The following is a 12,837-nucleotide window of genomic DNA, read 5'->3' as shown; positions in this document are numbered from 1 at the left end:
GATAGCCGGGTGGGAACACGCCTATTTTCCCACCCGGCTATCCGTCTCCCCCACGGGGATATACTCCGGTGTACAAAAACAGCCCCGGCTATCCAAGGCGCTTTGCTGTTGGATAGCCGGGGCTGTTTTTGTAATTATGTTTCCTGTTCTATTATTAGTCCTCTTTCATCACGTCGCCGATGAATGCTTTCAGCACTTCTGCGGAGTGTTCTACCTGCCGTTTCTCCTCGTCGGTCATGGTGATCTTGATGGTCTTGCTGATACCCTCTTCGTTAACTACGCAGGGGATACTGATGCAGGATCCTTCCAGGCTCTCGCCGTACTCTTTTCCCAGTACGTGGGCTACCGGAAGTACGGTGTTCTGGTTCTTCAGGATAGACTCTACGATACGGAAAGTGGACATGGCGATTCCGTCAAAGGTGGCGCCCTTCAGGGAAATGACGTCCGCGCCGCCGGTCTTGGCTTTATTGGCAATCTGCTCCTTGACTTTCTCTTTTTCCTTTTCTTCTGCAGGCAGGAAGTGATCGATGGGCTCGCCTGCTACGTTGACGCTGCTCCAGATGGGGACCTGGGTGTCGCCGTGCTCGCCCAGAATATAACCCTGGATGTCGCGGATATCTACCTTTACGCGTTCGCCTAAGAGATAACGGAAGCGGGCGGTATCAAGGGAGGTTCCGGTTCCGATAACTCGCTCCTTCGGAAGGCCGGTTTCCTTCTGAATCAGATAGGTGTTCACATCTACCGGGTTCGATACTACGATGATCAGCGGATTCTTTGCGTATTTCATAATGTTCTTCGCGATGCTTCTCGCCACACCGGTGTTTACCTTGGCAAGCTCCAGGCGGGTCTGGCCGGGTTTTCTCGGTACACCTGCGGTCACGATGATGATCTTCGCATCCGCGCACTCCTCATAGCCGCCCTGGCGGACACGCACCTGACTATAATACGCGGTCCCGTGTGAGATATCCAGTGCAGCACCCTTCGCGCGATCTTCGTTCAAGTCTACCAGGACAATCTCGCCTACCTGTGCTTTCAGCATCAGGGTATAGCAGATGGTCTCTCCCACGTTTCCAGCTCCAATTACTACGATCTTGTTTGATGTTTCGTTTGTCATACTGTTACCTCACTCTTTCTCGTCCCCAAAACGTGATATTTTTCACAATATTGATATTTTTTTATCAACCTCTTGCATTATAGCATGTACAATTCGGTTATGCAAGAGGTATTTTGGATTTTTGTATTTCTATTTGTACAATTTTTTTCTGTGGATAAACAAATTCTTAACGAAATCTAATAGAAAGTGTGAGGAAATCCCACTTTTTCTATGCAGTAAGAATGCGGCTGCCGCGTCGCAAAAAATAATGCCGATAAGAAATATCGTTACAATACCTCTTATCGACATTATATGACCTAATACTGACATTCCTGTCAATCTTTATGAATGCATCCTCTTAATAACCTTCAGTCTCGTGAACTCCTCACGTTCCTTCTCCTCCAGGGCGTTGGAGATGTCTTTGGTCAGCGCCTCGTAGCGGGGGATGGTGATGTTCTTCAGCGCGTTGGCACGCTTCTGGGCCTTTTTGATATTGGCCGCCAGCTGATAGGCGGAGTTCTCCACTGCGGACAGCTTGATGGTCAGGTCTTTTACCTTCTCAAAGGAGACTCTGGCGATATCCAGGGATTCCCTGGTGCTGTAAAAGGCGTAGGCCGGAGTACGGGTGGCTGCGTCATAGCGGACCAGCGGAATCTCAGTACCCATGATGCTTCGGGTCTTCACTTCCACCGTATCCTCGATGGGCACATTCCGGGCCACATCGGCTACTGCGTTGATACCCAGCTCCATGTCAGCCCTCTGAAGCGCCGCATAAGCCGTAGTGAAGGTGGTGCGAATCTCAGCCTGGATATCCTTGGCCTGATCCACCAGACCCATCAGCTCCCGGATCAGAATATTCCGCTTCTTGTCCATCAGCTCATAGCCCTGCTTTGCCAGCTTCAGGGAGTTCTTCGCGCGTATGAGGTTGCCTTTTGTAGGAACTGCATTGTTATCCATACAGCTTCCTCCTTCTTAAAAAACTCGGTTTACATTATTCTGCCGGCTTATAATATTTATCAAGAATCTTAGTATCCACACGATCCAGCTCTTCTCTCGGCAGCATGCCAAGAAGCTCCCAGCCGATATTCAGAGTCTCCTCGATGGTACGATTCTCCTCCGGTCCCTGGCCTACAAAGCGGGCCTCGAAGGCTTTACCGAACTGCAGATACTTCTTATCAATCGGAGACAGCTCATCCTCGCCGATAACGGACGCCAGTGCTCTCGCGTCTCCCACCTTTGCGTAGGAGGAGAACAGCTGGTTCGCCAGATCCTGATGATCCTCACGGGTGTAGCCCGCACCGATACCATCCTTCATCAGACGGGACAGGGACGGCAGCACGCTGATGGGCGGATAAACAGCCTGTCCGTGCAGCTCACGATCCAGTACAATCTGACCCTCGGTGATGTAACCGGTCAGGTCCGGAATCGGGTGGGTAATATCGTCGTTGGGCATGGTCAGAATCGGAATCTGTGTCACAGAACCGTTGACGCCCTCTACAATGCCGGCACGCTCATAGATGGTAGCCAGCTCACTGTATAAGTAACCCGGGTAACCCTTTCTGGACGGAATTTCTCCCTTAGAGGAAGATACCTCACGCATGGCCTCCGCGAAGGAAGTCATATCCGTCAGGATAACCAGGATGTGCATATTGCACTCAAAAGCAAGGTACTCGGCAGCGGTCAGAGCCACACGCGGTGTGATCAGACGCTCTACCACCGGGTCATTTGCCAGGTTCATAAACATGGTAACATGCTCGGAAGCTCCGCTCTCATCAAATGCGCGGCGGAAGAAATCCGCTACGTCGTGCTTCACACCCATAGCTGCGAATACGATACCGAACTGCTCATCCGAATCATCACCCAGAGAAGCTTGCTTTACCAGCTGTGCTGCCAGCTGATCATGAGGCAGACCGTTTCCGGAAAAGATCGGAAGCTTCTGTCCACGAATCAGAGTGGTCAGACCGTCGATAGCGGAAAATCCGGTACGGATGTAGTTACGCGGATACTCACGGGTTACCGGATTCAGCGGCTGTCCGTTGACATTCCGGTGAATATCGGAGACGATCTCGCCCAGACCGTCGATGGGCTGTCCGATACCATTGAAGGTACGGCCCAGGATCTCCGGGGAAAGGGCAATCTCCATGGGATGACCGGTCAGCTTGGTGTGGGTATTGCGAAGGGACATATTGTCCGTTCCGCCGAACACCTGGATAACCGCCTTATCCTTATAGCACTCAATGATACGGCCCAGCTCTTTCTTATTGCCGTCCACCGTAATCTCTACAATCTCCTCGTAGGACGCGTTCTGTACGCCTTCCAGGGCAATCAGGGGGCCGTTGATTTCACTTAAGCCTAAATATTCAATTGACATTTTCTCATCCTCCCCTTACGCGTTCTTTTCCAGTACGCGATCGTAGAACTCATCGATCGCTTTCTTGTAATCGTCGAACATCTCCAGGTGGTCGTTGGGCACGTCATACTTGATGGCAATGACCTTCTCGAAGATATTTTCACGCTTCAGCACGGACATGGGCATGCCCTGCGTAATCAGCGCCTTGGACTTGTCATAGAGATAGAGAATGATCTCCATCATCTTCATCTGCTTTTCCATGGGGACACAGGTATCATCCGGATGGAATGCATTCTGCTGCAGGAAGCCCAGACGTACTACTCTGGAAATCTCCAGAACCAGCTTCTGATCATCCGGAAGCACATCACTGCCGATCAGCTTTACAATCTCCATCAGACTGCTCTCCTGGTTCAGGATGACCATCAGACGGTTTCTGCAGTCCATGAAATCCTTTGCCACATGATCCTTGTACCAGGGCGCCAGATCGGATACGTACTCACTGTAGCTGCTGAGCCAGTGAATAGCAGGGAAATGACGGGCATATGCCAGAGACTTATCCAGTCCCCAGAAGCAGCGGACGAAACGCTTGGTATTCTGGGTTACCGGCTCGGAGAAATCACCGCCCTGGGGGGATACAGCTCCGATGATGGATACGCTTCCTTCTGTTCCGTTTAAGTTCTGCATCATGCCGGCGCGCTCATAGAACGCGGACAGACGGGACGCCAGGTATGCCGGGAAGCCTTCCTCGGCGGGCATCTCCTCCAGACGTCCGGACAGCTCACGGAGCGCCTCGGCCCAACGGGAGGTGGAGTCTGCCATGATGGCAACGTCATAGCCCATATCTCTATAGTACTCTGCCAGAGTAACACCTGTGTAAATACTTGCCTCACGGGCTGCCACCGGCATGTTGGAGGTATTGGCAATCAGGGTGGTACGCTCCATCAAGGGGTTGCCTGTCTTCGGGTCAACCAGCTTAGAGAAGTCCTCCAGTACCTGTGTCATCTCATTTCCACGCTCGCCGCAGCCGATGTAAATGATAATATCCGCGTCGGACCATTTCGCGATCTGGTGCTGGGTCATGGTCTTACCGGTTCCGAATCCGCCCGGGATGGCTGCGGTACCGCCCTTGGCGATGGGGAACAGGGTATCCAGAATACGCTGTCCGGTAATCAGCGGCTTGGAGGCCGGATAACGCCTGGTGGTCGGTCTCGGCACACGGATGGGCCATTTCTGCATCATGGTCAGTTCCTTCTCGGTACCGTCATCCAGCTGCAGAACCGCAATGGTATCACAGATGGTATACTGGCCGTCCGGCATTACCTTTGTCAGTACGCCGGAGAGATTCGGAGGAACCATAACCTTATGAACGATTGCCTTTGTCTCCGGTACCTCACAGATGATGGATCCGCCGCTGACGCGGTCGCCCTCCTTTACAATCATGTGGGCGTCCCAGAGCTTCTCCTTATCCAGAGAATCTACGACGGTACCGCGGCTGATATAAGCGCCGCCGATTTTCGCGATCTCACTTAAGGGACGCTCAATACCGTCGAAAATATTATGCAGGATTCCGGGAGCCAGGTATACGGAGATCGCGTCTCCGGTAGCTTCTACGATTTCACCCGGTTTGATTCCGGTGGTCTCCTCGAATACCTGAATGGTTGTTCTGTCTTTATCCAGACCGATGACCTCGCCTACCAGCTTTTCCTTGCCTACATAGACCATCTCGGCCATCTTAAAGCCGGTGTTGCCTTTGATGTATACAACAGGGCCGTTGATTCCATAGATAACGCCTGTTCTATTCATGGTGTGCTCCTCCTTTTAACTGGAAGCTCTCCTTCGCCCCTGCCAGCTTGCTCTCAAAGGAATTATCGATGAGGATATTCCGGCCCGGCAGTACGGCGCGTGTTCCGCCCATAAAGGAGTATTCGCTGACCGTCACCGGCGCGCCTACTTCTGACTCGATGCTGTATTTCTTCTGCGCATCGGACGGGTCAATATATAAAATCACTTCGTCTCCGCCTGCAAACTCCTTTGCCTCGCGCAGTTGTTTCACCAGCATCTGATGATATTCCCTGGTCTCCGCAAAGTTTGCCAGCAGATCCTTTACCTCTACAAAAAGCTTTTCTTTCAGTTCATCCTGCTTTTTGCTTAAGGTTCTCTTGATTTCAATCTGTTCCTCGGAGAACTGCTTGTTATTCTCACGTACCAGACGATCGGTCTCGGTCTTGATCTCAAGCTCCTCCTGACGACGCTTCTTCTCCTGATGCTCCTCAAAAATCTTCCGCATGGCATCCGTATATTCGCGGATCATGGCGTCGCTTTTATTTCTTGCCTCTTCCATGGCGTAGGTCGTAAAATGCTGCAGTTTTTCTTCTGTCGTCATTGCGATCACCTTCCTTTTCACTCTAAAGCTTGACTCCGATGGCTTCGTTCACATAGGAGGTAATAAAATTCTCTCCTCTGGTGGTGCCATGGCGGTCCGGAATTTCAATGAGAAGCGGCAGGCTGCGGCCCTGGCGGGCTTCGGCGATGACCTCCGGAAATTCCTGACCGAACTTCTCCGTCAGAACCACCACAGCGATATCCTTATCTGCCATGGCGCGGTTCAGTTCCGCCTTCAGCTCCTCTTTTTCATGAACGACAGCGCCCTCGATACCTGCCAGGCGCATGCCTGTGCAGGTATCGATATTGTCGCTTATCAAATACATCTTCATATGGATTCCGCCTTTCGGGTCAGAGATTTACAGCTTACCAAGAATCATGAAGGAGATGATCAGACCATACAGCGCGATACCTTCGGCCATAGCTACGAAAATCATGGACTTACCGAAGATGCTCTGATCCTCACTGATTGCACCCAGTGCTGCGCTTGCGGAAGATGCTACTGCGATACCGGAACCGATACCGGAAAGGCTGGTAGCCAGTGCTGCTGCGATGTATCCAAGACCTGTGGACATGCCTGCTGCGGTCTCTGCGGCAGTCTCAGCTGCCTGTACGTTTCCGCCGTATGCAAGAACGGCTGCCAGAGCCAGAGTACCAAAGAAGAAGAAGCAGTTGCATCCAAGGCTTCTCTTATAACGGCTGCGGGAGGGCTGTCCCAGGAAATATGCTCCGAACGGAACCATAATGCTTAAAACAAGAGCTGCAACCAGTAATACTTTCACTAACATAGACATTTTGAATTTCCTCCTTTAAATACCTTTTGTAATAATTTTTATAAATAATTTAAATTATTGCTTCTGTATCTTTATTTCTCGTTCATCTTATAAGGCTTGAACGCATGTCCCGTTCCCTTGTAGAAACGGCTGAATAACTCGTAGTACTCCAGACGAAGTACCTGAATACCTACAATCAGACCCTCCATCGCGCAGACAAAGGCATTGCCCAGTACGATGACCAGCCAGTTGCCGGTAGCGCCGTTCTCGAAGCCTGCCAGCATCAGAACGACCTCCATCATGGCCGCATGGCTGACTGCGAAGGCTCCGATACGGACAAAGGACAGCGTGTTTGAGAAGAAGCTTAAGAGCACCTCAAACATCTCGAAGAAGGTCAGCACCAGATACATGGCCACGCCGCCATCCAGCTCTGCTTTCTTCTTCTCCATCCAGGCGGTCAGCGGCTCCTTAAAGGCCATAGCCAGAAGGGGCAGTCCCAGAACCAGTACCATAATGATGGTAGCCGGAAGCGCATGTCCGCTCATAAAGAGAATCAGGCTTGCTACTACAAAGCCGTAGAAGATAAAGCCTGCCACACCGTTGGTATCAAACCAGGTGCCTTCGATATCATGATTCCGCACCGCCACGATAATATGAAGAATCATCGCAGTCAGAATCAGGAACATACCAAATACGATGGCTACCACGAATACGGTGTTCATCTGACCAACCACCGGAAGCGTCATCATAGCTTCCTTGGGCTTCAGCCAGCGGGCCGGAAGCACATCCTCGAAACCGAAGAAGCTGCCGTACATGAAACCGAAGAAGGTAGAGAAGATACCGGCGCTGCCGATAATCGCCGCCAGATCCATGCCCTTCTTCTTATACAGGAAGAAACCGCCCAGCAGCAGTACCAGGCCCTGTCCCACATCGCCGAACATGGCGCCGAAGATAAAGGCATAGGTGATGGCTACGAACATGGTCGGATCCATCTCATTGTAGGCCGGAAGTCCATACATCTTCACATACATCTCGAAGGGACGGAAAATCTTCAGGTTATGAAGCTTCGTGGGCGGGGTGCTGAAGATATTGTCATGGTCATCCTCCACCACCACGAAGGTCTGCTCGTCATCCTCAATCTCCTTCTGGAAGGCGTCTGCCTGATCCTCCGGCATCCAGCCGCAGAGGATATAAAACACATTGTCCTTCTCCTTGGTCAGGGCTGCGTACTTCCGGATATCGAAGCTTGCGCTGCGCTTTTTCAGGTAAGCAGAAGCGGCTGCCAGCTCATCGATGCGGTCTGCCACAACGGAAGTAATCTTCTGATCCATCGACACAAGTTCCTTATCCAGCTTCGCCAGCTCTTCTTTCAGCTCTTCGTATGCATGGGTCGGCGTTCCTTCGTACTCATCCGGAATAAAGATATGTTCAAAATGCATGGACGCGTACACCGCGTCAATCTTATCCGCCAGGGAAGCCGGTACGAAGTATACTCCGTAAACGTATTCCTCATCGCTTTTACACTTATAGAAAATCGTATCCAGCGTGTCATATACATAGCGGTCGAACTTGTCGAAGTACTCCTTGGAAATCCGTCCGAAGCGGTATTTCTCATAATGGAAATTCAGCAGGCTGTGGACATCGAATTCCAGTCCCTGAAAGGGCTCGATACTGTCCATGGAAGCCTTGCATTTCTCACACTTCGCTATGAGTTCTGTCTTCCGCTCCTTCAGATCCGTCAGGTTCTTTTCCGCTTCTCTTAAAATCTGCTCCGCTTTATCCACCGTCATATCGGGGAATTCCCGATCTGTGTGCAGATCCGCGGGGAGATACTCTGAAGCCTGACGCAGAATCTCTTCATAGGGATTCTTATCGGTGTAGGCTCTCAGATTCTGTACCGTCTTAAGCTCAGTCAGGGCGTGTTCCAGCTGTATCTCATACTTGGAAAGATACTGACCGGCCATGCGCTCAATATCATTCCTGGGGCCCGTGATGCTTAAGAACTTCATCTTTACAATCACTTGCTACTACCTCCTCTACTGGTTGCCGGCGTCTTTCGACTGCTCGATATATTTCAGCGTCTCACTGGCCGGAAGTCCGTAACGGACGCCCTCCAGCACGGTCGTCAGCTTATCCAGCTCCTGCTCCTTGTCGTACAGGTAACCGGTAATCGCTGCCAGGGAATAGGGGTTCTGCCGCTTTTCCTCTGTGTATACCTTCCGCAGAAATCTATCGTAGACAGTCTCCAGTTCCCGGCTGTCCAGCTTCATAAAACGTTTTCCGTAATAGGTCTTCTGGATGGCCTCCTCCAGAGCTCTCTCATCTGCTGCCGCCACCATGGCACGGATATCGCTGTCATGGAGCTTATAGGTCACCGGAATCAGAAGCGTATAGGTCGAAGCTTCCGACATCTGATAGTATTTCTTTGCCCGGTAAATCCACATCATATTCAGCAGATCAATCTGGCTTCCCAGGCTTCTGGCCAGAAGCGACTTGGTCTTGCCCTTTGTCTGCTTGCTGTTCTGTTTCCATATCATAGAGAAATAATACAGATCCAGTGTCATTTCATAATCAAAGAGACTTGCGCTCTCCACATGATCCAGCTTCTGCAGTACCTTATAGTATTCGGTGCCCTTCAGTGCTTCCAGAATCTCGGGTACCGTCCCTGTCTCAGCCAGCTTTTCCAGCGGTATGTCGGTGTAACGCTGTACCATGCTCCGAAGCTCCTTCTCTTCCGCGGTACGATCGCCGTGGTTGAAGGCTCTACGGAAGGCTCGCTTGATAATGGCGATATCAAACTTGCTGAAGTAAAGCCGCAGGATCTTTTTCTGTTCCTTATCGCAGAAACGATAGATCTTGGAGAAATCGTAATACAGCGTACCGACCAGCAGTCTCTCAATCTGACCCCGGTGAAGCTCCGTCTCATCATATCCCTTAAACAGGGCTTCATAGGCCGGAATCTTTTTCAAATAGGCCACTGCCTGCGGAACATTCTCCATAGCCGCCAGCTTCGCGAAATCCTCATTCGACAGAAGCCGGCTCTCCATGGCTCGTATCTTTGTGGCAACGGCACTGTATTTCATCAGTTCGCCCATGCCTATTCTCCTATCATCTTATCAAAAATCGCAGCCGCCAGCTTCTCATGATTCTGGCTGTACTCCGCATCCATGGCCGCCAGTTCCCGGTCGGTCTCCTGCTTCATCTTCAGAAGCTCATTTTCTGCTTCCAACCGAAGCTTCTCATTCAGAGTTTTCAGCTTCTCCTGCGTCTGCGCGTCAATCTCCTTATCAAAGGCCTGTGTCTTCGCCTCGTACTCAGCCGCGATCTGCTTCTTCTGCTCTGCCGCCTTCTCCTCCAGAGCCACTGCCGCGCTCTCGATCTCAGAAAGCCTGCCAAGCACTGCTTCCATCTGCTCCATGCAAATCCCTCCTGTCTCGTCATAGTCTTTGAATCCAGATTATACTATACTCTTTTTTTCAAAAAAGCTATAGCAAAATCCACCTAAAATGTATCATTTTCCATTGGCATTTTCTACAAATTCATGTATAGATTGCCATATTTTCGGCATGTTGCCCCACTTATAACATTCCCTCTTTTCGGTTATTCCGGATAATGATACATTTTACACACTTGTGTGTAATTTCCCCTGTTAGAGAAAAAATTCCCCGACAGTAAAGTCGAGGAATTTCATGCACAATATTAGTTGTATTTACGCTTTCTAGCTGCTTCAGATTTCTTCTTACGTCTTACGCTCGGTTTCTCGTAATGCTCTCTCTTACGGATCTCCTGCTGAATGCCTGCCTTTGCACAGTTTCTCTTAAAACGACGCAGAGCGCTATCTAAAGTCTCGTTCTCTTTTACGATTACATTTGACATAGTATCACACCTAACCTCCCTCCAGTTGTGTATTGTGCATTAGACAACTGTCTGGGTATTTTACCTTCGAATTAACAAAGGTATCCTTGCACACATAAGATTATAGTGGCTTCGTCGGTTTCTGTCAACACTTTTTTCATTGGATTTCGGATTTTACGGCTCGTAAATCTTCACGTCGAAGGAATTCCGTATAATGTCACGTCCGGCCTGTACATCCTTTACTTCACCCATAGCTACCAGCTGTACAATACTGTTGCCCAGAACGGATCCCTCCACCGGTCCCGCCATTACGCGCTTGCCGGTCTTCTTCGCAGTCAGCTCACAGAGCAGCTGATCCTGGATGCCGCCGCCCACCATATTGATGCAGGTAACGGTTTTGCCGGTGATCTCTTCCATATACTGGATGGACTTACGGTACTCCTCAGTCAGACCGTTGTAGATGGCCATGGCCATCTCGCCCAGTCCCTCCGGAGTTCCCTGTCCGGTCTCTTCACAGTAACCGACGATCTCCTTCATCATATTTAAGGGCGCTGTAAACCGCGGATCCTTCGGATTGATACTGAAGTCCTGACGCTTGGCTGCCCGCGCCTCACGGATAATATCCGGGAAGCCTACCTCTCCCTCGAACTCGCACCAGTTCCGGCGCAGATTCTGCATAATCCACAGGCCATTGATATTCTTCAGGAACTGAATCTTGCCGTCGATGCTGCCCTCGTTGGTGTAGTTATATTTATAGGAAGCTTCATTTAAAATCGGCTCATCCAGAACCATACCAAGCAGGGACCAGGTACCGCAGCTTAAGAAGGCCGCGTCGTCGGATTCCAGGGGTGCGCCCGCCACTGCGGACGCCGTATCATGGCTGCCTACCGCAATGACCTTTACATCCTTAAGACCGGTCTCCTCCTCCACTTCCGGAAGCAGTCCGCCGATGATGGTGCCGGGCATTACGATGTCGCCAAACATTTCTTTGTTCAGCCCCAGCTTTTCAATCAAATCATAATCCCACTCCCGCTTTCTGGCGTCCAGAAGCTGGGAAGTGCTTGCGAAGGTATACTCTGTATACATGATACCGGTCAGGAAATAACCGAACAGCTCCGGCATAAAGAGAATCCGCTTTGCGTTGTCCAGAATCACCGGACGCATCTTCTTCTCCGCGTATAACTGGAAGATGGAGTTGAAATACATAAACTCAATTCCGGTACGATTGTAAAGTTCCTCCAACGGAATGATCTTCCCGATCTCGTCAATGACGCCGTCTGTACGGGAATCCCGGTAATTCACCGGGTTGCCGATGAGGTTGCCGTCCTTATCAAAGAAACCGTAGTCCACGCCCCAGGTGTCAATAGCCAGAGACTGAATCGGCACCTTCTTAGCCGCCGCTTTTTTCAGCCCCTGCTTCAGTTCATGGTACAGACCGAACAGATCCCAGTAAATATGTCCCCCTACGCGTACCTCATGATTCGGAAAACGATGCAGTTCCTCCAGTTCCAGCTTTCCGTCCTCCAGCTTACAGAGCACCATACGTCCGCTGGATGCTCCAAAATCAAAGGCCAGGTTATAAATTTTCTCTCCCATAAGTAATTCCTTCCCTTCTTTTTATGTGTATTATCCCTGTGTGACCAGACGAACCCCCTGTTCCTCCAGAAACGCCAGCCATTCCCCTGACGGCTTCCGGTCGGTCACAATTACATCCCCTTTTTTCAGCATCATGGATTTCACAAAGGAAACCCGGTCAAACTTACTGCTGTCCACGGCCAGAATCGCCGTATCCGCGCAGTTATACATGGCAATCTTGATATCGCTGTCCAGCTCGTTGGAATCGGTCATGCCCTCCTTCATGTCAATGCCCTTGCAGGAAAAGATGGCCTTATCCACGTGGTAGCCGTTCAGTACCTTCTGGGCCGCGTTGCCCACCAGGGACAGGGAGCTCTCGTTCAGATTGCCTCCCGTGGAAATCACCTGGATGCCCTCGTGTCCGGCCAGCTCGATCAGTACCTCCACCGAATTCGTGATGACGGTGAGCTTATTCATTTCCTTTAGTTCCTTGGCGATCATCAGTGAGGTGGACGACGCGTCCAGCATAATCCGATCGCCCTCCTCCACCAGACCTGCCACCAGTCCGGCAATCACCTGTTTTTCGTCCCGGTTGGTTTTCTCCCGAATCCGCAGGGGCATATCTACATTTTTATTCTTATTCAGGACGGCTCCTCCGTAGGTTCTCTTTACGAAGCCCTCGCTTTCCAGCTTTTCCAGATCCCGGCGGATGGTCTCGTCTGTCACATCGTAGCGTTTGCTCAATTCGGAAACGAGAACCCGCTGTTCCTTCTGAAGAATCGCAAGGATTTCATTTTTACGTTCGATTG

13 protein-coding genes are annotated in these 12,837 nt (G+C 50.8%); all 13 read right to left on the bottom strand.

Annotated features, from left to right (window positions below):
• Window positions 1-154: 154 nt before the first annotated feature.
• Entirely contained in the window at window positions 155-1,114 is a 960-nt protein-coding gene (locus tag ACTRC3_RS07845) for an L-lactate dehydrogenase (RefSeq protein WP_440322682.1), read from the bottom strand.
• Window positions 1,115-1,435: 321 nt separating this feature from the next.
• Window positions 1,436-2,050, bottom strand: a complete 615-nt coding sequence (locus ACTRC3_RS07840) for a V-type ATP synthase subunit D (RefSeq protein ID WP_440322681.1) — start codon at window positions 2,048-2,050, stop codon at window positions 1,436-1,438.
• A 34-nt stretch (window positions 2,051-2,084) separates the two neighbouring features.
• A complete protein-coding gene (locus ACTRC3_RS07835; protein WP_178039856.1) occupies window positions 2,085-3,464 on the bottom strand; it encodes a V-type ATP synthase subunit B in 1,380 nt (459 codons plus the stop codon).
• Window positions 3,465-3,479: 15 nt separating this feature from the next.
• Window positions 3,480-5,246: a V-type ATP synthase subunit A gene (locus ACTRC3_RS07830; RefSeq protein ID WP_440322680.1), complete on the bottom strand. Its 1,767-nt coding sequence runs from the start codon at window positions 5,244-5,246 to the stop codon at window positions 3,480-3,482.
• Window positions 5,239-5,826, bottom strand: coding sequence for a V-type ATP synthase subunit E (locus tag ACTRC3_RS07825; protein ID WP_440322679.1), 588 nt, complete (start codon window positions 5,824-5,826; stop codon window positions 5,239-5,241). Before ACTRC3_RS07825 ends, ACTRC3_RS07830 begins: the two co-directional genes overlap by 8 nt.
• A gap of 22 nt (window positions 5,827-5,848) precedes the next feature.
• Window positions 5,849-6,157: a V-type ATP synthase subunit F gene (locus ACTRC3_RS07820; protein WP_178039859.1), complete on the bottom strand. Its 309-nt coding sequence runs from the start codon at window positions 6,155-6,157 to the stop codon at window positions 5,849-5,851.
• A 27-nt stretch (window positions 6,158-6,184) separates the two neighbouring features.
• Window positions 6,185-6,619, bottom strand: coding sequence for an ATPase (locus tag ACTRC3_RS07815; RefSeq protein ID WP_178039860.1), 435 nt, complete (start codon window positions 6,617-6,619; stop codon window positions 6,185-6,187).
• A gap of 71 nt (window positions 6,620-6,690) precedes the next feature.
• Entirely contained in the window at window positions 6,691-8,619 is a 1,929-nt protein-coding gene (locus tag ACTRC3_RS07810; RefSeq protein ID WP_440322678.1) for a V-type ATP synthase subunit I, read from the bottom strand.
• 15 nt (window positions 8,620-8,634) lie between these two features.
• Window positions 8,635-9,693, bottom strand: coding sequence for a V-type ATPase subunit (locus ACTRC3_RS07805; protein ID WP_178039862.1), 1,059 nt, complete (start codon window positions 9,691-9,693; stop codon window positions 8,635-8,637).
• A gap of 2 nt (window positions 9,694-9,695) precedes the next feature.
• Entirely contained in the window at window positions 9,696-10,016 is a 321-nt protein-coding gene (locus tag ACTRC3_RS07800; RefSeq protein ID WP_178039863.1) for an ATPase, read from the bottom strand.
• 281 nt (window positions 10,017-10,297) lie between these two features.
• The gene (rpsU, locus tag ACTRC3_RS07795) at window positions 10,298-10,474 is read right to left on the bottom strand and encodes a 30S ribosomal protein S21 (protein WP_004054229.1); all 177 of its coding nucleotides are present in this window, start codon (window positions 10,472-10,474) and stop codon (window positions 10,298-10,300) included.
• Window positions 10,475-10,627: 153 nt separating this feature from the next.
• A complete protein-coding gene (locus ACTRC3_RS07790; protein WP_440322677.1) occupies window positions 10,628-12,049 on the bottom strand; it encodes a rhamnulokinase in 1,422 nt (473 codons plus the stop codon).
• A 30-nt stretch (window positions 12,050-12,079) separates the two neighbouring features.
• Window positions 12,080-12,835: a DeoR/GlpR family DNA-binding transcription regulator gene (locus ACTRC3_RS07785; RefSeq protein WP_440322676.1), complete on the bottom strand. Its 756-nt coding sequence runs from the start codon at window positions 12,833-12,835 to the stop codon at window positions 12,080-12,082.
• Window positions 12,836-12,837 lie beyond the last annotated feature (2 nt).

Source organism: Laedolimicola sp. (assembly GCF_051972735.1).
Classification (GTDB): Bacteria; Bacillota; Clostridia; order Lachnospirales; family Lachnospiraceae; genus Laedolimicola; species Laedolimicola intestinihominis.
The sequence above is the reverse complement of the archived record's forward strand: the minus strand, read 5'-3'. Positions and strand labels throughout refer to the sequence as shown.